Annotated in this window: 15 protein-coding genes and 1 pseudogene; 11 read left to right on the plus strand and 5 right to left on the minus strand. The window is 61.9% G+C overall.

Annotated elements, in window-relative coordinates; genetic code table 11:
* The first annotated feature begins 3 nt into the window (after positions 1 to 3).
* Entirely contained in the window at positions 4 to 1,386 is a 1,383-nt protein-coding gene (gene lpdA, locus AC1DKH_RS05345; protein ID WP_477797652.1) for a dihydrolipoyl dehydrogenase, read from the plus strand.
* Positions 1,387 to 1,628: 242 nt separating this feature from the next.
* Positions 1,629 to 2,648 carry a branched-chain amino acid aminotransferase gene (locus AC1DKH_RS05350; protein ID WP_223455986.1) on the plus strand — a complete coding sequence of 340 codons (1,020 nt, stop codon included), beginning with the start codon at positions 1,629 to 1,631 and terminating at the stop codon, positions 2,646 to 2,648.
* A gap of 53 nt (positions 2,649 to 2,701) precedes the next feature.
* On the opposite strand, the gene AC1DKH_RS05355 is transcribed toward AC1DKH_RS05350, so the two are convergent.
* Positions 2,702 to 3,472 (minus strand): ArsR/SmtB family transcription factor, encoded by a 771-nt coding sequence (locus tag AC1DKH_RS05355; protein ID WP_477797653.1) that lies wholly within the window; start codon positions 3,470 to 3,472, stop codon positions 2,702 to 2,704.
* A gap of 79 nt (positions 3,473 to 3,551) precedes the next feature.
* On the opposite strand from AC1DKH_RS05355, the gene AC1DKH_RS05360 reads away from it, so the two are divergent.
* Positions 3,552 to 4,703: a cytochrome P450 gene (locus tag AC1DKH_RS05360; RefSeq protein WP_477797654.1), complete on the plus strand. Its 1,152-nt coding sequence runs from the start codon at positions 3,552 to 3,554 to the stop codon at positions 4,701 to 4,703.
* A 51-nt stretch (positions 4,704 to 4,754) separates the two neighbouring features.
* Here the strand turns inward: AC1DKH_RS05360 and AC1DKH_RS05365 are convergent, their stop codons facing one another.
* Complete coding sequence (locus AC1DKH_RS05365; protein WP_477754568.1) at positions 4,755 to 5,093, minus strand: FKBP-type peptidyl-prolyl cis-trans isomerase; 339 nt, start codon at positions 5,091 to 5,093, stop codon at positions 4,755 to 4,757.
* A gap of 173 nt (positions 5,094 to 5,266) precedes the next feature.
* On the opposite strand from AC1DKH_RS05365, the gene AC1DKH_RS05370 reads away from it, so the two are divergent.
* The 3 genes from AC1DKH_RS05370 to AC1DKH_RS05380 all read left to right on the plus strand — a co-directional run bounded on the left by AC1DKH_RS05370 (position 5,267) and on the right by AC1DKH_RS05380 (position 8,627).
* Entirely contained in the window at positions 5,267 to 6,340 is a 1,074-nt protein-coding gene (locus tag AC1DKH_RS05370) for a diguanylate cyclase domain-containing protein (RefSeq protein WP_477797655.1), read from the plus strand.
* A gap of 191 nt (positions 6,341 to 6,531) precedes the next feature.
* Entirely contained in the window at positions 6,532 to 7,824 is a 1,293-nt protein-coding gene (gene tcuC / locus AC1DKH_RS05375) for a tricarballylate/proton symporter TcuC (protein WP_477764083.1), read from the plus strand.
* 26 nt (positions 7,825 to 7,850) lie between these two features.
* Entirely contained in the window at positions 7,851 to 8,627 is a 777-nt protein-coding gene (locus tag AC1DKH_RS05380; protein ID WP_477797656.1) for a substrate-binding domain-containing protein, read from the plus strand.
* Here the strand turns inward: AC1DKH_RS05380 and AC1DKH_RS05385 are convergent.
* A complete protein-coding gene (locus AC1DKH_RS05385) occupies positions 8,617 to 9,531 on the minus strand; it encodes a LysR family transcriptional regulator (RefSeq protein WP_056727844.1) in 915 nt (304 codons plus the stop codon). The two genes, AC1DKH_RS05380 and AC1DKH_RS05385, sit on opposite strands and share 11 nt — an antisense overlap.
* A 159-nt stretch (positions 9,532 to 9,690) precedes the next feature.
* On the opposite strand from AC1DKH_RS05385, the gene AC1DKH_RS05390 reads away from it, so the two are divergent.
* Entirely contained in the window at positions 9,691 to 11,499 is a 1,809-nt protein-coding gene (locus AC1DKH_RS05390) for a monovalent cation:proton antiporter-2 (CPA2) family protein (protein WP_477797657.1), read from the plus strand.
* Positions 11,500 to 11,619: 120 nt separating this feature from the next.
* Positions 11,620 to 12,718: pseudogene (locus AC1DKH_RS05395) on the plus strand (DNA alkylation repair protein).
* 106 nt (positions 12,719 to 12,824) lie between these two features.
* Here AC1DKH_RS05395 and AC1DKH_RS05400 read toward each other — a convergent pair.
* Positions 12,825 to 13,718: a LysR family transcriptional regulator gene (locus tag AC1DKH_RS05400; RefSeq protein ID WP_477797658.1), complete on the minus strand. Its 894-nt coding sequence runs from the start codon at positions 13,716 to 13,718 to the stop codon at positions 12,825 to 12,827.
* Between the two features lie 132 nt (positions 13,719 to 13,850).
* On the opposite strand from AC1DKH_RS05400, the gene AC1DKH_RS05405 reads away from it, so the two are divergent.
* Together AC1DKH_RS05405 and AC1DKH_RS05410 are read left to right on the plus strand one after the other, a co-directional pair.
* A complete protein-coding gene (locus tag AC1DKH_RS05405; protein WP_477797659.1) occupies positions 13,851 to 15,497 on the plus strand; it encodes a GMC family oxidoreductase in 1,647 nt (548 codons plus the stop codon).
* 213 nt (positions 15,498 to 15,710) lie between these two features.
* Positions 15,711 to 17,333, plus strand: coding sequence for an MFS transporter (locus tag AC1DKH_RS05410; protein WP_477754560.1), 1,623 nt, complete (start codon positions 15,711 to 15,713; stop codon positions 17,331 to 17,333).
* Positions 17,334 to 17,386: 53 nt separating this feature from the next.
* Here AC1DKH_RS05410 and AC1DKH_RS05415 read toward each other — a convergent pair whose 3' ends face one another.
* Positions 17,387 to 17,755 (minus strand): DUF427 domain-containing protein, encoded by a 369-nt coding sequence (locus AC1DKH_RS05415; protein ID WP_477764077.1) that lies wholly within the window; start codon positions 17,753 to 17,755, stop codon positions 17,387 to 17,389.
* Positions 17,756 to 18,010: 255 nt separating this feature from the next.
* Between AC1DKH_RS05415 and AC1DKH_RS05420 the strand changes: the two genes are divergently transcribed.
* Entirely contained in the window at positions 18,011 to 19,957 is a 1,947-nt protein-coding gene (locus tag AC1DKH_RS05420; RefSeq protein ID WP_477797660.1) for a DNA topoisomerase III, read from the plus strand.
* The last annotated feature ends 18 nt before the right edge of the window (positions 19,958 to 19,975 follow it).

Raw genomic sequence — 19,975 nt, forward strand, 5'->3', positions numbered from 1 at the left:
CGAATGCAGACTTTGAACACCACGCTGCTGATCATCGGCGGCGGCCCCGGCGGTTACGTAACAGCGATCCGTGCCGGCCAGCTGGGCATTCCGACCATTCTGGTGGAAGGCCAATCCCTGGGCGGCACCTGCCTGAACATCGGCTGCATTCCGTCCAAGGCACTGATTCATGTCGCCGAGCAGTTCCACCAGACCCGGCACCACAACCAGCACTCGGCGCTGGGCATCAGCGTCTCGGCGCCGACCCTGGACATCACCAAGAGCGTCGAGTGGAAGGACGGCATCGTCGATCGCCTGACCACTGGCGTTGCGGCGCTGCTGAAAAAGAACAAGGTCCAGGTTGTTCAAGGCTGGGCCAAGGTCATCGACGGCAAGACCGTTGAAGTCGGCGACACGCGTATCCAGTGCGAGCACCTGGTGCTGGCCACCGGTTCGAAAAGCGTGAACCTGCCGATGCTGCCGATTGGCGGGCCGATCATCTCGTCCACCGAAGCCCTGGCGCCAACCTCCGTGCCCAAGCGCTTGATCGTGGTCGGCGGCGGTTACATCGGTCTGGAGCTGGGCATTGCCTATCGCAAGCTGGGCGCCGAAGTCAGCGTGGTGGAAGCGCAGGAGCGCATCCTGCCGGCCTACGACGCCGAATTGACTCAACCGGTGCACGACGAACTGAAAAAACTCGGCGTAAAGCTTTACTTGAAACATAGCGTTCAAGGTTTTGATTCTTCTAACAATACCTTGCAAGTACTGGAACCAGGCGGCGAGACCCTGAACCTGGAAACCGATCAGGTGCTGGTGGCCGTCGGTCGCAAGCCGAACACCCAGGGCTGGAACCTCGAAGCGCTGAACCTGGCCATGAACGGTTCGTCGATCAAGATCGACCACCGCTGCCAGACCAGCATGCGCAACGTGTATGCCATCGGTGACCTGAGCGGCGAACCGATGCTCGCGCACCGGGCCATGGCCCAGGGCGAGATGGTCGCCGAGCTGATCAGCGGCAAGACCCGCGAGTTCAACCCGACCGCCATCGCCGCCGTGTGCTTCACCGACCCGGAACTGGTGGTAGTCGGCAAGACCCCGGACGAAGCCAAGGCCGCAGGCCTGGACTGCATCGTGTCGAACTTCCCGTTCGCCGCCAATGGCCGGGCCATGACGCTGGAGTCGAAAAGCGGCTTCGTGCGCGTGGTCGCCCGTCGCGACAATCATGTGATTGTCGGCTGGCAGGCGGTGGGCGTTGGCGTGTCGGAGCTGTCCACGGCGTTTGCCCAGAGCCTGGAGATGGGCGCGCGGCTGGAAGACATCGGCGGCACCATCCATGCGCATCCGACGCTGGGTGAGGCGGTGCAGGAAGCGGCGTTGCGGGCGTTGGGGCATGCGTTGCATCTGTGATTCAGAGCGATTGATGGCGGCAGAGATGGCCCCATCGCCAGCAGGCTGGCTCCCACATTTGGAATGCGTTCCCCTGTGGGAGCCAGCCTGCTGGCGATTTCTTGAGGCCAACTCGATTTATCTGTCTGTCATCCGATAGTCCGGGCTGCGAAATGGGCCCGGAATGAAGTATTGTTGTCCCCATCCAAAAAACGTCAGAAGCCTTGAACCGTTTCGGCGGTTGTTAAGAGATAGAGGGTGTCATGGGTAACGAAAGCATTAATTGGGACAAGCTGGGTTTTGACTACATCAAGACCGACAAGCGCTATCTGTCGTACTTTCGCAATGGCGAGTGGGACAAGGGCACCCTGACCGAAGATAACGTGCTGCACATCAGCGAAGGCTCCACTGCCCTTCACTATGGCCAGCAATGCTTCGAAGGCATGAAGGCCTACCGTTGCAAGGATGGTTCGATCAACCTGTTCCGCCCGGACCAGAACGCCCTGCGCATGCAGCGCAGCTGCGCCCGCCTGCTGATGCCGCAGGTGGACACCGAGCAATTCATCGAAGCCTGTAAAGCAGTGGTCCGCGCCAACGAGCGTTTCATTCCGCCGTACGGCACCGGCGGCGCTCTGTACCTGCGCCCGTTCGTGATCGGTGTGGGTGACAACATCGGCGTGCGTACCGCCCCCGAGTTCATCTTCTCGATCTTCTGCATCCCGGTCGGCGCCTACTTCAAGGGCGGCCTGACCCCGCACAACTTCCTGATCTCCAGCTACGACCGTGCCGCGCCACAAGGCACCGGTGCCGCCAAGGTCGGTGGCAACTACGCCGCCAGCCTGATGCCGGGTTCCCAGGCCAAGAAAGCGCATTTCGCCGACTGCATCTACCTGGATCCGCTGACCCATACCAAGATCGAGGAAGTCGGTTCGGCCAACTTCTTCGGGATCACCCACGACAACAAGTTCGTGACCCCGAACTCGCCATCGGTACTGCCGGGCATCACCCGTCTGTCGCTGATCGAACTGGCCCGGTCCCGCCTGGGTCTGGATGTGGTCGAAGGCGACGTGTTCATCGACAAACTGTCGGACTTCAAGGAAGCCGGCGCTTGCGGCACCGCTGCAGTGATCACGCCAATTGGCGGCATCAACTACAACGACCACCTGCACGTGTTCCACAGCGAAACTGAAGTCGGCCCGATCACCCAGAAGCTCTACAAAGAGCTGACCGGCGTGCAAACCGGCGACATCGAAGCGCCAGCGGGCTGGATCGTCAAGGTTTGATCTGACGCCAGACGCACAAAAGCCCCCCATCGGGTGACCGATGGGGGGCTTTTTCACGGGCGTAAAAAGATCGCAGCCCCTGTAGGAGCTGCCGCAGGCTGCGATCTTTTGCTCTTCTCCTCAATATCCAACCGCAAATCGACCCCGAACCGCCCCGCTACCTCCTTGCGCCCCAACGCCGTCAACGCCAACGCGCGACTGTCCAGATCCTGGGTCACCCACTTGCGCTTGAGCGCCGTTTGCAGCAACGCCGCACCCAGCGATCCGCCCAGATGCGGCCGACGCATGCTCCAGTCCAGGCACGGGCAGGCGAAGCGGCGGCGCAAGGTGCTCAAGTCCTGTACCTCGATCCCAAGCCCCTGAAACATTGCCGAACCACTGTCACTCAAGCGATAGGCCTGTTCGTCGGTTTCCTCGAGCCAGCCCGCTTCGAGCATCCGGTCATGCATCAGCACCGCCAGGGTGCCCGCCATGTGGTCGTAGCAGGTGCGGGCAAACTGCAGGCGATCCGGGGTCCGCGACTGGAAGCTCGGCGCAGTGTTCTGGCCGATCACCATCAGCGCTTCCAGGGCCTGGGCCACGCGTTTGTCCGCCAGGCTGTAATAGCGGTGACGTCCCTGAACGTGCAGCCGCACCAGCGCCAGCTCCTTGAGTTTGGCCAAGTGGGCACTGGCGGTCGACGCGCTGACTTCGGCCACCGTCGCCAGTTCGGTGCTGGTGCGGGCGTGGCCGTCCATCAGCGAACAGAGGATTTTCGTCCGTGCAGGCTCGGCGATGGCTGCCGCTACCTGCGAGACACCGATGTCGTGTTGTTCTGCGCTCATATTTCGCTCCCGGACGAATCAACGCCCTTTCGGACTGGAGATAGTAGCAACACTTTCCAACAACAAAAGGCTGCGCCCCATGGACCCGATCATCGCTGCGACCCATACCGATCCCTATCCCTACTACGCACGACTGCGTGCCGAAGGTGGGCTGGCTTTTCATCCAGGGCTGAACCTGTGGGTGGCCAGCAGCGCCCGGGCGGTGGCCGCCGTCCTGGCGCATCCCGATTGCCATGTTCGACCGGCGCAGGAGCCAGTCCCCAAGGCGATCGCCGACGGCATGGCCGGCCAGGTGTTCGGCCAATTGATGCGCATGAATGAGGGTGAACGCCAGCGTTGCCCACGGTCGGCGATTGAGCCGGGGCTGAAGTTGATCGATACGCGGGAAGTCGAGGCCCTGGTCAGCGCCCGATTGATGACCGCGGATGCCGCTGGCCTGTACAACGCCATGTTTCGCGGACCGGTGTGCGTGGTGGCGGCGTTGTTGGGATTCACCCCGGCTCAGGGCCGCGCCATCAGCGAGTTGACGGCGGATTTCGTCGCCTGCCTGTCGCCCTTGAGTGACGCGGCGCAATTGACCGCCGCCCACGCTGCCGCCGAACAAATGAGCAGTTACTGTGTCGAGCTTCTGGCCGACCCGGACAACCACAGCCTTCTGCTTGCAGGCATCCGCCAGCGCTTCGCGTCCGGCGCACCGCAAACGCTGATCGCCAACCTGATCGGCCTGTTCTCCCAGACCTTCGAGGCCACTGCCGGACTGATCGGCAACACCGTGCTGGCATTGATTCAACACCCGTCGTTGCGCAGCGAATCAACCCCTGTCGAAGACCTGCTGGCCGAAGTGCAGCGTTTCGACCCGCCGGTACAGAACACCCGCCGCTTCGTCGCCGCCCCCTGCGAGATTGACGGGGTGCAGCTGAAAGCCGCAGACGTGATCCTGGTGCTGCTGGCCTCGGCCAATCGCGACCCGCAGCTCAACGACAACCCCGACACCTTCCTGCTCGACCACCCGAACTGGCGCAGCTTCACCTTTGGTGCGGGGTGCCATCAATGTCCGGGGCAACGACTGGCGTTATGCATTGCTGGCGCTACCGTCCGGCAAATTCTGGCGATGAAACCGGCACTGGATCGCCTGACCTGGCATTACCGCCCGTCCGTGAATGGACGGATCGCGCTGTTCAGTGAACGACCGAAAACCGCTCAAGCAGTGCGGTATTCGACGGTCAGGTGAGACGACTCATGGACCGGCGCCAGGCGTTCGCGTTGGCTAGCCAGCTTCAAGTCAATCATCCCGCGTCAGCACTTCCAGCAATTCAATTTCGAAGATCAGGTTCGAATTCGGCGTGATCTTGCCCATGGTGCGTTCGCCATAGGCCAGGTGCGCCGGCACCAGCAACTTGCGCTTGCCGCCGACCTGCATGCCCATGATGCCCAAATCCCAGCCCTTGATGACCCGCCCGGTGCCTATCACGCACTGGAAGGGTTTGCCACGGCTGTAGGAAGAGTCGAATTCGCTCCCGTCCTCCAGCCAGCCACGGTACTGGGTGGTGATCAGCGCGCCTTTGATGGCGGCTTTTCCGTCACCCACTTGCAGATCGATTACCTGAAGCTCGTCATTCATTGAATTCACTCGTATGCTCACTCGCCCTCAAGGGCCTGACGGGCGCCGTTTTCCCAGATTTGCTCTCGATTGGCAACCATTGCCGTCTCCGCGCGCGGCGTTTAAAGCTGTTTACTGAACTAAAATAATCAACAATTACCCGTACGGTTCACCGCCCTGAAGGCCACCCCCGAATGATCCTGCTCTGGACCAGCGTCATCCTTGGTTCAATGACGCTTACCCTGATCGTCGCGCTGGTCTGGCGCGAACGCTCGCTGCACAAGCAGCTGGCGGAGTATCGCGCGATCATCAACAGCCTGTCCGAAGGCCAAAGCATCCACCAGGATGACGACGCCGAGCGCTTCAAACGCAGCCAGTATTTCGCTCGTATCGGCACCTGGGATTGGGATGTCGACACCGACCGGTTGTACTGGTCAGATGCAATTTTCGGCATGTTCGGCTTCAAGATCGGCGAAGTGATGCCCTCTTACGCCCTGTTCTGCTCCTGCGTGCATCCGGACGACCGGCACAGGGTTCGGGCCGGCGAACTGCGTTGCCTGGAAACCGGCGAAAACCATGACGAAGAGTACCGCGTGGTCTGGCTCGACGGAACGATCCGCTGGCTGCGGGAAACCGGCAACGTGGTCAAGAATGACCACAACGAAACGATCAAGATGATGGGCGTGGTACGCGACATCACCGAAGAAAAGGCCTCGGCCAACTACCTCAAGCACCTGGCCCATTACGACCGGCTGACCGGCCTGCCCAATCGCCTGGTGCTCGAAGAGCGCCTGTCCGAAGCGCTGGAACAGGCACGCGCCGGTGCCACGCGGGTGGCGCTGGTGTTTGTCGACCTCAATGGTTTCAAGGCCATCAACGACCGCTATGGTCATGCGGCGGGCGACCGGGTGCTGGTCACGACCGCCACACGGCTCAAGCGCATTCTGCGTGGCACCGACACCGTCGCCCGGATCGGCGGCGACGAATTCGTGGTCATCCTCCAGGACCTGCCCCAAGGTAAAAGCCTGCAAGACGAAGCGCGCACCATCTGCCAGAAAATCTTCGTCGAACTCTCCCCGCCCGTCACCATCGGCAACGACCAGCGCCACATCGGCACCAGCCTCGGCGTCGCCGTGTTCCCCGATCATGCGCCGAGCATCGACCGCTTGCTGCACATTGCCGACCTGGCGATGTATGAGGCCAAGCGCAGCGGGAACAATCAGTATCGGCTGGGCACCGAGAGCGTAGTGCGGGTACATAGCGAATAGCGTTTCGTCGACGGGTGCCTGTACCGGTAACTGCACGAGCACGTCCACGAATGCATTGATCCACTTCACACATCAATGCATGCCAACTATGCAATTAACATATCGATCCCCCTGCTCCACTATCCGCCCCAATAAGAACCGTGCGCCGCGTCCAGGCAGCGCACGTCATAAAAGCGGTGGAGTATTTATCGATGACAGCCTCAATCCCGCGCGGACGCTCTCGCGCCAGTGCCATTTTCCGGGTCACCTCGGGCAACTTCCTCGAACAGTTCGACTTCTTCCTTTTTGGTTTCTATGCCACGCAAATCGCTGCCGTATTCTTTCCGGCCAGCAGCGAATTCGCCTCGCTGATGATGACCTTCGCCGTGTTCGGCGCAGGCTTTCTGATGCGTCCGTTGGGCGCGGTGGTGCTGGGTGCCTATATCGATGATGTGGGCCGACGCAAAGGGTTGATCGTGACTCTGTCGATCATGGCCAGCGGCACCATCCTGATTGTGCTGGTGCCCGGCTACGAAACCATCGGCTTGTTCGCCCCGGCCCTGGTGCTGATCGGGCGGCTGCTGCAGGGCTTTTCCGCCGGTGCGGAATTGGGCGGCGTGTCGGTGTATCTCGCCGAGATCGCCACACCCGGCCACAAGGGCTTTTTCACCAGTTGGCAGTCGGGCAGCCAGCAAGTGGCGATCATCGTCGCCGCCGCGCTGGGTTACGCCTTGAACCAGTGGATGGCGCCGAACGTGATTGCCGATTGGGGCTGGCGGATTCCGTTCTTCGTCGGCTGCATGATCGTGCCGTTCATCTTCCTGCTGCGCCGCAACCTGGAAGAAACCGAAGAGTTCGCCACCCGTAAACACCGCCCGAGCATGGGTGAAGTGTTCCGCACCCTGGGGCAAAACTGGCTGACCGTGTTCGCTGGCATGATGATGGTCGCCCTGACCACCACCGCGTTCTACCTGATCACGGTGTACGCGCCGACCTTCGGTAAAACCGTGCTGCACCTGAGCACGTCCGATGCGCTGCTGGTGACATTGCTGGTCGGCGTCTCGAACTTCATCTGGCTGCCGATTGGCGGAGCCCTGTCCGACCGAATCGGTCGCCGCCCGGTGTTGATTGTCATGGCTGTGCTGGCCATCGCCACCACCTATCCGATGCTGACCTTTCTGGTCAACGCGCCCAGCTTCATCCACATGCTGCTGGTGTTGCTGTGGCTGTCGTTCATCTACGGCCTGTACAACGGCGCAATGATCCCGGCGCTGACGGAGATCATGCCAGTGGAAGTCCGGGTGGCCGGTTTCTCCCTCGCCTATAGCCTGGCCACGGCCGTGTTCGGCGGGTTCACCCCGGCGATGTCGACCTTGCTGATCCAGTACACCGGCGACAAGGCGGCGCCAGGTTACTGGATGAGCTTTGCAGCCCTGTGCGCGCTGTGCGCGACGCTCATGCTCTATCGACGCGCCTCGAACCATCTGCAACCGGTGGCCTCGTGAACCGGCCCTTTATCGAGAACTTGACCATGAAAAAAACCTTCAGTTTTGCCGCCCTTGCGTTGGTGGCCAGTCTGGGCTTGAGCGGCATTGCCCAGGCTGAAGAGATCCGTGTGATGACCTCCGGCGGCTTCACGGCGGCCTACAAGATCCTCGGCCCGAAGTTCGCCGCCTCCACTGGCAACACCCTCGACACCGCACTCGGCCCCTCCATGGGCAAGGCCCCGGAAGCGATCCCCAATCGCCTGGCCCGGGGTGAGCAAGCCGACGTGGTGATCATGGTCGGCTACGCACTGGACGATCTGATCAAACAAGGCAAAGTCGATCCCGCTTCAAGAGTCGAACTGGCGGATTCACGCATTGGCCTGGTGGTGCGCGAAGGTGCGCCGAAACCGGATATCAGCAACGTCGAGGGCCTGAAAAAGACCCTGCTCGACGCCAAATCAGTGGCCTACTCAGACAGCGCCAGCGGCGTGTACATCGAGCAGCAGCTGTTCAAGCGCCTGGGGATCGAGGACCAGCTCAAGCCAAAGTCGACCATGGTGCCGAAAATCCCCGTGGGCTCGGTGGTTGCCACCGGTGACTATCAACTGGGTTTCCAGCAGGTCAGCGAACTGTTGCCGGTTCCGGGGGTCAGTTTCGTGGCGAAGATTCCGGAGTCGGTGCAGTCGGTCACCCGGTTTGCCGCCGGTATCCCGGTAGGTGCCCGGCACCCGGCCGAAGCCAAGGTCTTGCTGGAATACATGGCCTCGGCCCAGGCTCAACCGGACGTGAAAGCGACCGGACTGGACTCGGTCAGTCGCTGACCGACGGCTGCAGGACTTTCATCTCCACCACCAGCCGTTCCAGCTCCAATGCCGCCGGGGTCAGGGTTCGACCCCGGCGCTTGATCAGACCGACGCTGCGCATCACCTGCGGATCGGTCAATGGCACCCGCGTCAGGATCGGGTGATCCGCTGCCGGCATCGCCATCAGCGGCACTGCCGCCACGCCCAATCCGGCCTCCACCAGCCCGATCATGGTGGTCACGTGACGGGTTTCGCAGATGCTCGGCCGCTGCGGCACCACGCCGGTCAGCGCCTGGTCCAGCAGAAAACGGTTGCCCGAGGTTTTATCCAGCGAGATGTAATCCTGCTGATAGAACTCGTCCCAGGTGACACTGCTTCGCCCCGCCAGCGGATGATCGCGCCGGCACGCCACGACATACCCCTCTTGCACCAAGGGCTCGAAATCCACTTCGGCTTCCAGGGTGCCCATGAAACTCAGGCCGAAATCCGCTTCGCCATTGACCACCGCGCTCAATACGTCGTGGGCGCTGGAGTCCAGCACCTTGACCTTGATCCGCGGAAACTGCCGGTGATAGTGCGCGATCACTCGCGGCATGAAGTAATACGCCGCCGAGGGTACACAGGCGACCGTGACATGGCCGAGCCGGGTCGAAGCGACTTCGCTGATGCCCAGCAACGCCACGTCCAGATCGTCCAGCAGGCGTTCGACGCTGGGCATGAAACCGCGGCCGGCCTGGGTCAGGCTGACCTTGCGCGTGGTGCGCTCGAACAGCCGCACGCCGAGGGCGTCTTCGAGTTTTTCGATGCGCCGGCTCAAGGCTGGCTGGGAAATACGCACCGTATCGGCGGCCTTGCGAAAGCTGCCCTGCTCGACCACGGCACGGAAGGCTTGCAGATCGTTGAGGTCGAAGTTGATCGCCATGGGGGCTACTCGAGAGGGACAGTTGGATTGATCAGCTAATTCTATAAATGTAACTAATTAATGCAAACTGTAACATCCGGGCCCGAGCGTTTTGCTGACGCCGAAGGGCCCAGCCTTTATTCTTGTCACCCCCGCTGTACCGAGTCCTGGAGTTTTCTCATGCCCCATGAAGGCAACCTGCTACAAGCTGCTGTCGTATTTCTGATGGCGGTCGTGCTCATCGTTCCATTGGCCAAGCGCCTGCAACTGGGGGCGGTGCTGGGCTACCTGTTCGCCGGAGTGATCATCGGCCCGTCGGTGCTGGGCCTGATCGACAACCCGCAAAGCGTGGCGAACATTTCCGAACTCGGCGTGGTGTTGCTGTTGTTCATCATCGGCCTGGAGCTGTCGCCGCGACGCTTGTGGGTGATGCGCAAATCAGTGTTCGGCGTGGGTCTGGCGCAAGTGCTGATGACCGGCTCGGTGATTGGCGTGGTGGCGCTGTGGGGCTTTGGCCAGCCGCTGAACACCGCAATCGTCCTGGGCCTGGGCCTGGCGCTGTCGTCCACGGCCTTCGGCCTGCAAAGCCTGGCTGAACGCAAGGAACTGACCAGCCCCCACGGGCGACTGGCGTTCGCGATTCTGTTATTTCAGGACATCGCCGCAATCCCCTTGATCGCCATGGTGCCGTTGCTGGCCGGCGGCGATCACAGCACCACCCCCAGTGAAGACCTGAACCATGGCCTGCAAGTCTTGGGCAGCATTGCGGTGGTGGTGATCGGCGGGCGCTATCTGCTGCGACCGGTGTTTCGCGTGGTGACCAAAACCGCGTTGCCAGAGGTCTCCACCGCCACGGCGTTGCTGGTGGTGATCGGCACGGCATGGTTGATGGAGCTGGCCGGTATTTCCATGGCCCTGGGTGCATTCCTCGCCGGCCTGCTGCTGGCGGACTCCGAGTATCGCCATGAACTGGAAGCCCAGATCGAACCGTTCAAGGGCCTGTTGCTCGGGCTGTTTTTCATCAGCGTCGGCATGGGTGCGAACCTGAGCCTGTTGCTGAGCACACCGGTCGCAGTGCTGGGCCTGACTCTGCTGCTGATCGCGATCAAACTGCCGCTGCTGTTTATTGTCGGGCGCCTGGCCGGCGGCTTGAACAAGGTCAGCGCGATCCGCCTGGGTATCGTGTTGGCGGCCGGTGGTGAATTTGCCTTTGTGGTGTTCAAGATCGGTCGCGATCACGGGCTGTTCGCGGCGCAACTGTATGACTTGCTGGTGCTGACCATCACCCTGTCCATGGCCGTGACGCCGCTGTTGCTGCTGCTTTGCGCACGCTTGGTCAGCCCGAAAGTGCAACCGGTGGAAGTACCGGAGAAGTTCCGCGAAATCGACACCGACGCGCCACGGGTGGTGATCGCCGGCATGGGCCGCATGGGCCAGATCGTTGCGCGAATTTTGCGCGCACAGAACATCAAATTCGTGGCCCTCGACACCTCGGTGGAAACCATCGAGCTGTCCCGCAGCTTTGGTGGCGTGCCGGTGTTCTACGGCGACCCGATGCGCCCGGAAATCCTCAGCGCGGCCAAGGTCGGGGAAGCCGAGTATTTCGTGATCGCCACCGACGACCCGGACACCAACATCAAGACCGCCGAACTGGTGCGCAAGCTCTACCCGCAGATGAAAATCATCGCCCGTGCCCGTAACCGTCAGCATGTGCACCGGCTGATGGACGTCGGCGCTCACGCCGTGCGCGAAACCTTCCATTCGAGCCTGGAAATGAGCCGGCGAACCCTGATCGGGCTGGGTCTGACCCAGGCCCAGGCGGATGCGCGAATCAAACGCTTCAAGCAGCATGACGAAGAGGTGCTTGAAGCCCAGCACGCGGTGTATGACGACGCAGTGAAAGTGATGCAGACCGCGCAGGAAGCGCGGGTCGAACTGGCCAGGTTATTCGAGTCGGATCAACTGCAAGAGCAAGCGGGCACAAAATGAGGTGAATTTGAGGGCCCCTTCGCGAGCAGGCTGCTCACACGCTCTTCTGTAGGAGCGAGCCTGCTCGCGATGAACGATGACGCGGTGTGATGGATCAACAACAATTGCCAGGGAACCACCATGACTGACCAACCTGCCCCCGCCCTGAAGGAAATCTTCAACACCGAGCGCCTCCAGCACATCGCCAGCGAAATGACCGCGGTCTATCCGCCATTCGAGGCCAGGCGCTTCCTGAAGCTGGCCCAGTCCGGCCTGGCAGACCTCAGCGTCATGCAGCGCATGGCCCGGGTCAGCGAATGCCTGCACGCGGTGTTGCCGCTGGACTATGAAGCGTCGCTGCAAGTGCTGCGCGCCCTCGCCCCGCGCCTGAACAGCGGCTTCGTCAGCATGTGCCTGCCGCACTATGTCGCCAGCTACGGCGCCCATGCGTTCGATCAGTCGATGGACGCGCTGAAGTATTTCACCGCTTTTGGCTCTTCGGAATTCGCGATCCGTCACTTTCTGCGCAGTGACCTCAAGCGCTCGCTCAAGCTGATGCATGCCTGGTCGCTGGACGACAACGAGCATGTGCGGCGCCTGGCCAGCGAAGGATGCCGGCCGCGCCTGCCCTGGTCATTCCGGCTGGAGCCCATCCAGGCCGATCCGACACTCGCCGCGAACATCCTCGACAACCTCAAGGCCGACACCAGCCTGTATGTACGCAAATCCGTGGCCAACCACCTCAACGACATCACCAAGGATCACCCCCGATTGGGTGCTGGACCTGATCGAAGGCTGGGCGCTGGACAACAGGCACACCGCATGGATCGCCAGGCACGCCCTGCGCAGCCTGATCAAACAGGGCAACCCGCGGGCACTGGCGATCATCGGCGCGGGCGGCAAGCCTGAAGTCGAGATCGTCGATGTGAAAGTCGAACCGCCGGTGATTAGCCTGGGAGAAAAAATCACCCTGTCGTTTGCCATCAGATCCACGGTAGAAAGCAGTCAGCGTCTGGTGATCGACTATGCCATTGATTACGTCAAGGCCAACGGCAGCACCTCGGCGAAGGTGTTCAAGCTCAAGGCGCTGACGCTGCCCGGCAAAGCCAGCGAAGCCGTCAGCCGTGGTCAGCAGATCAAGGAACTCACCACCCGCCGGCATTATGCGGGGCGCCATGCGGTGCACATCATGGTTAATGGTGAGCGGCTGGCCAGTACCGCGTTCGAGATTGTGGGTTAAACCGCAAGATCAATTCTGAATGGGCCGCCGCCTTCGCTGGCAAGCCAGCTCCTACATAGGTATGCGTTGCCCCTGTAGGAGCTGGCTTGCCAGCGAAGGCGTCCGTTCAGGCACCGCCCAACAACAACAACCCCTGCTCCCGCTCACACAACTGCACCACATAATCCCACAACACCCGCAACCGCACCGATTTGTGCAGCTCGCGACGCGTGCTGATCCAGTAGCTGCGCTGGATGCTTTCGTCCGGCAACAATGGCACCAGACCGGGATCAGCACAGGCCATGTAGCACGGCAGCACGGCAATCCCCAGGCCTGAGCGCGCCGCCTGTTGCTGGGCGATCACGCTGGTGCTGTGAAACACCACCTGCGGGTTGCGGCAGAAGCTGTTGAGGAACATCAGTTCCTGGCTGAACAGCAGATCGTCGACGTAGCCGATCCACGCATGACGCCCCAGGTCCTCACGACTGCGCAATGGCGGCGAACGATCGAGGTAGTCCTGGCTGGCATACAACGCCAGGCGATAGTCGGTGAGTTTGCGGGTGACCAGCATGTCAGCCGCCGGGCGCTCAAGGTGGATGCTGATTTCCGCCTCGCGGTTGAGGATGCTGACAAAACGTGGCACCGCCACCAGCTCCACTTCCAGCCCCGGATAGCGTTCGAACAAGCCGTTCATGCGACTGGCGAGGAACATGATGCCCAGCCCTTCGGTCACCCCGACGCGGATCTTGCCCAGCGGCGCGGTGGACTGGGTGATTTCCTCCTGGGCCAGCAACGCCACGTTCTCCATCGCCTCGGCGTGTTTAAGCAACGCCTCGCCCGCCGGGGTCATCTCATATCCCTGGGCATGTTGAACGAACAACGCCGTGCCGAGGCTCTTTTCGATGGCCTCGATGTGCCGCGCCACGGTGGCATGGGTGGTGTTCAGGCGGCGGGCGGCCGTGAGCAAACGCCCGCTGCGCTGCAACTCGAGAAAAAACCGCAGGTCATTCCAGTCGAACATGAATCGTCCTTGTTCTTTGCTGTTCGGGATGCTGTTTAAAAACGCACAGCGGCTGCGCAAAAACTAACATTCTTTTGACGAAAGCTAACAACTAGGATGACAGACAACAAGAACAACAAAACGAGGTCAGGGATGCAGACTCCCCTGGATGAATACGATTACATCGTGGTCGGGGCCGGGCCGGCCGGGTGTCTGCTGGCCAATCGACTGTCGGCCAACCCGCAACATCGTGTGTTGTTGCTCGAAGCCGGTGGCCGCGACAACTACGCGTGGATTCACATCCCCGTGGGCTACCTGTTCTGCATCGGCAACCCGCGCACCGACTGGTGCTTCAAGACCGAAGCGCAACCGGGCCTGCAAGGCCGCGCCCTGAGCTACCCGCGCGGCAAGGTGCTGGGTGGCTGCTCATCGATCAACGGCATGATCTACATGCGTGGCCAGGCCGCTGACTACGACCGCTGGGCCGCCGACGGCAACCCTGGCTGGAGCTGGCAGGACGTGTTGCCGCTGTTCAAGCAGAGTGAAAACCACTTTGCCGGCGCCGCCGAATTTCACGGTGCCGCGGGCGAATGGCGAGTCGAGCGCCAGCGCCTGTCGTGGCCGATTCTCGACGCCTTCCGCAGCGCCGCCGAACAAAGCGGCATCGCCAGCATCGATGACTTCAACCAGGGCGACAACGAAGGTTGCGGCTATTTCCAGGTCAATCAGAAGGCCGGCATCCGCTGGAACGCGTCCAAGGCCTTTCTAAAACCCATTCGCCAGCGTCCGAATCTCACCGTACTGACCGGTGTCGAAGTCGATCGCGTGCTGCTGGACAATGGCCGCGCCTCGGCGGTCAGCGCCCGCTGGCAAGGCCAGTCGAAGACCTTCAAGGCGCGCAAGGAAATCGTCCTGTGTGCCGGCTCGGTCGGTTCGCCGAGCATCCTGCAACGCTCCGGCATCGGCCCGCGTCCGCTGCTGGAACGGCTGGGCATCGGTGTCGCCCATGAACTGCCCGGTGTCGGCGGTAACTTGCAGGATCACCTGCAACTGCGGCTGATCTACAAGCTGGAAAATGCCCGCACCCTGAACCAGATTGCCGGCAGCCTGTGGGGCAAGATGGGCATGGGCCTGCACTACCTGTATGACCGCAGCGGTCCGCTATCCATGGCGCCGAGCCAGTTGGGCGCCTTTGCCCGCTCGGGGCCGGAGCAGACTTCAGCCAACCTCGAATATCACGTACAACCGCTGTCGCTGGAGCGCTTTGGCGAACCGCTGCATGCGTTCCCGGCGTTCACCGCTTCGGTCTGCGATTTGCGTCCGCAAAGCCGTGGCCGAGTCGATATCCGCTCGGCCAACCCGCAAGAAGCACCGCTGATTCAACCCAATTACCTGAGCCACCCGGAAGACCTGAGGGTCGCCGCCGATGCCATTCGCCTGACCCGGCGCATCGTCGCCGCGCCGGCCCTGCGACCCTTCAATCCCGTGGAATATCTGCCCGGTGACAGCCTGCAAAGCGAAGAACAGCTGCACGAAGCCGCCGCGCGGATCGGCACCACGATTTTCCATCCGGTGGGCACCTGCCGCATGGGCAACGACGCCGACGCCGTGGTCGATGCGCAGCTCATGGTCCATGGCATCCCCGGCCTGCGCATCGCCGACGCCTCGATCATGCCGCGCATCACCTCGGGCAACACCTGCTCGCCGACACTGATGATTGCCGAGAAGGCGGCAGACATGATCCTCAACTCCACTACAAGGAACATCACCGCGCAAAAGGAACTGGCCACACACCCGTGAACTCTACACGGACACTGTAGGAGCGAGCTTGCTCGCGATGGTCGTCAACGATAACGCTACAAACCTGACACCCACGTGCGCTCTCAGGTTCATCGCGAGCAAGCTCGCTCCTACAGAAACGCGTACACCCGATGCATCGAAGTAGCGGCACCAGCCCACAAGGCCGGCGCCGACAGTGGAACAACAAAAACAATCACTGTGAGGGATACCGGTATGTCAGAACACGTTCAGTCCCTGGAAGCCGTGCGCAGCGCGGGCACCAGTCAGGAAACCCAGAAAGTCATCTTTGCCTCGTCCCTCGGGACGGTCTTCGAGTGGTACGATTTTTTCCTCTATGGCGCCCTCGCGGCGGTGATCAGCAAGCAGTTTTTCGCCGGGGTAAACGACACTACCGCGTTCATCTTCGCGCTGATGGCCTTCGCCGCCGGCTTCATCGTCAGGCCGTTCGGTGCGCTGGTATTCGGTCGGTTGGGGGACATGATCGGACGCAAGTACACCTTCCTCGCCACCATCATTCTCATGGGCCTGGCAACGTTCTGCGTCGGATTGCTGCCGACCTACGCCAGTATCGGCATCGCTGCGCCGATCATCCTGGTGGTGTTGCGCATGCTCCAGGGCTTGGCCCTGGGCGGTGAGTACGGCGGCGCCGCGACCTATGTCGCCGAACACGCGCCCGTCGGCAAGCGGGGCTTCCACACCAGCTGGATTCAGTCCACCGCGACCCTGGGCCTGCTGCTGTCGCTGCTGGTGGTACTGGGCTGCCGCTACTTCACCGGCGATCAGTTCGAAGTCTGGGGCTGGCGTATTCCGTTCCTGTTTTCCATCGTGCTGCTGGGCATCTCGACCTGGATTCGCATGAGCCTGCACGAGTCGCCGGCCTTCGTGAAAATGAAAGAAGAAGGCAAGTTGTGCAAACAGCCGATTCGCGACTCCTTCGGTAAATGGGAAAACCTCAAGGTGGTGCTGATCGCGCTGTTCAGCATCAATGCCGGGCAAGCGGTGACCTTCTACGCCGCGCAATTCTATGTGCTGTTCTTCCTCACCCAGTTCCTGAAAATGGACCCGGCGGTGGCCAACGGTCTGCTGATTGTCAGCGTGACCATCGGCGCCCCTTTCTTCATCTTCTTTGGCTGGCTGTCGGACAAGGTCGGGCGTAAACCGGTGCTGATGCTCGGCCTGCTGCTGGCCACCGCGCTGTACTTCCCGATCTTCAAGACCCTGGCCCACTACGCCAACCCGGCCATCGACCAGGCCAGTCGCCAGGCACCGATCACCGTGATGGCCGACCCGGCCACCTGCACCTTCCAGTTCGACCCGGTGGGCAAGGCGAAATTCGACAGCCCGTGCGACAAGGTCAAGACCTTCCTGGTCAAGCAGGGCCTGCCGTACCAGAGCACAGCGGCCCCGGCCGGCAGCGGCGTGCAGGTGAGCGTCGGTGACGTGAAGATCGATGGTTTCGACGAAGCCGCCTTGCGCGGTGCCGTGACCCTCGCCGGTTACCCGCAACAGGCGGACATGCAGCAAATCAACAAACCGATGATCGTGGCGCTGATTGTCGCGCTGATCATTATTTCCGCGATGTGCTACGGCCCGCTGGCGGCGTTGATGGTCGAACTGTTCCCGACCCGCATCCGCTACACCTCGATGTCCCTGCCCTACCACATCGGCAACGGCTGGTTCGGTGGCTTCCTGCCAACCGTGTCGTTCGCGCTGGTGGTGTACACCGGGGACATCTTCTACGGGCTGTGGTATCCGGTGGTGATTACCGGGGTGAGCCTGGTGGTGGGGATGATCTGCCTGCGTGAGACACGCAACGTGGATCTCGACAAGAACTGAGGTCATTGCTCGCGGCGAGGGAGCGGGTCCCTCGTCGCGGCTATCAGCCACAATCAAACTTCGGCATCGAGCAGTTCGAACTTCACCTGATCCGGATAGAACGCCATGTACCCGCGGATTTGTTCTACCGACACCTTGGGGTCCTCGTAACTCCACACCGCATTGGCACCTTCATGCCCTGGCACCTGCAAACTGAAATAGCTGGCATCGCCCTTGTACGGGCAATAACTGGTGTGGTCGGTGCGGGCGAAATACTTCTCGTCGATATCCTCACGCGGCACGTAGTACACCGGCGGGTAGTTGGCCTCCAGCAACACCAGGGCCCGCGCCGAGGCGGCTACTTGAATACCGTGAAACCTTACCAGCAGGCAGCCAGGCTGCTCGGCGATGGTGATGACAGGGCTAGGACCGGAGCTTTTCATGGAATGCGTTCCTCATGACGGTGATGGACCTGCAAATCGTTGTAGGAGCGTGGCTTGCCCGCGATGGGCTGCGCAGCAGCCCCAAAACCTGAGACCACGATTTATCAGGTATAACCCAAGTTTCACCCTCGCGACGGCTTCGCAGCCGAACGGGAGCGACACACCAAGCTGTACATCCATACAGATAAAGATTGCTCCATCGTCCATCAACCGCCATTCTGTGCACCTCTCGCACATTGATCGACGATGGTGGTTATGCGGCTGTACCTCTGTGAAAAACCTTCCCAGGCCAAAGACATCGCGGCAGTCCTCGGCGCCCGGCGCCGGGGCGATGGCTGCTGGCTGGGAACGGATGTCACGGTGACCTGGTGCATCGGCCACCTGCTGGAAACCGCACCGCCGGACGCCTACGACGCACGCTACAAGCGCTGGGTGCTGGCGGACCTGCCGATCATTCCCGAAAAGTGGAAAATGACCGTCAAGCCGCGCACCGCCAGCCAATACAAGGCGGTCAAGCGTCTGCTCGGTGAAGCGTCCGAACTGATCATTGCGACGGACGCCGACCGCGAGGGCGAGATGATCGCCCGGGAACTGGTGGAGCATTGCCGCTATCGCGGGCCGATCCGCCGCCTCTGGTTGTCGGCGCTGGACGATGCGTCCATTCGCAAGGCCCTGGCGGCACTTAAACCGGGGAACGAGACCTTCAGCCTCTATCACTCGGCCCTGGGGCGTTCCCGGGCCGACTGGCTGATCGGCATGAACATGAGTCGGCTGTTCACCCTGCTGGGGCGCCAATCCGGTTACCAAGGCGTGTTGCCGGTCGGCCGGGTGCAAACGCCGACCTTGCGCCTGGTGGTGGATCGCGATCGCAGCATCGCCGACTTTGTGCCCGTCGCCTATTGGGCCATCGATGTGCAACTGCTGCACAACGGCACTGCGTTCACCGCTCAATGGCGCGCGGCATCGGACCTTTGCGACGATCAGGACCGCTGCCTGAATCAGGCGCTGGCGCAACAAGCGGCGGCCGCCATGAGCGGCGCGGCCAGTGCGCGGGTGATCAAACTGCGCACCGAGCGGATGCGCGAAGTGGCCCCGCTGCCGTTCGATCTCGGCACCCTGCAGGAGGTCTGCTCGAAGAAGCTCGGCCTCGGCGCCCAGGAAACCCTCGACATCGCCCAGGCGCTGTACGAAACCTACAAAGTCATTACCTATCCGCGCAGTGATTGCGGCTACTTACCCCTCAGCCAGCACAGCGAGGCGCCGGCCATTCTGGCGGCGTTGCGCCAGGCCGATCCGGCGTTGAGCGCCTTGCACGATCACCTTGATCCGCAACGGCGCTCACGGGCCTGGAACGATGCCAAGGTCAGCGCACACCACGGCATCATCCCCACCGCTGCGGCGAAAAATCTCGACAAGCTGGCGGGCAAACAGCGCGCGGTCTACACCCTGATCCGCGCGCGATACCTGGCGCAGTTCCTGCCCAATCACGAATACGACCGCACCCAGGCCGACTTCGACTGCGCCGGCGAGGCCTTGCGCGCTGTCGGCAAGCAGATCATCGAGCCAGGCTGGAAACGCGCCCTGCCCGAAGCGCTGGCACAGGCAAAGGGGCGCGAAGCTCCCGCGCCGCAGACCCTGCCCAACCTGGCCGAAGGCATCGATTGCGCAGTGGCCGGCGTGCAACTCAAAGACCTCTGGACGCAACCGCCAAAGCCGTTCACGGAAGGCGATCTGATCAAGGCCATGAAGAACGTCGCCAAACTGGTGGAAGACCCGCTGCTCAAGCAAAAGCTCAAGGACACCACCGGCATCGGCACCGAAGCGACTCGCGCGTCGATCATCCAGGGCCTGCTCGACCGTGGTTACCTGGTCAAGAACGGCAAGGCCCTGGCCGCGACGCCAGCCGCGTTCAGCCTGATCGACGCCGTACCGCGGGCCATCGCCGATCCGGGCACCACGGCGATCTGGGAACAGGCCCTGGACATGGTGCAAAGCGGGGAAATGAGCCTGGAAGAATTCGTCACCAAACAGGCGGCGTGGATGAGCAAGCAGGTCAGCCGTTGCGCCGGGCTGAGCATGACCATCAGCGGCCCGCCGCCCACCGGCTCCGCCGCAGCCCCTTGGAAGAAAAAACGTAAAGGCGCCCCGCGTAAACCAGCGAGCGGCACCAGGCGCAGGGCAAAACCGGCAAGCAATACCTGAACCCGCCACGGATCGTGC

The sequence above is a fragment of the Pseudomonas sp. 05L36 genome, assembly GCF_056398125.1.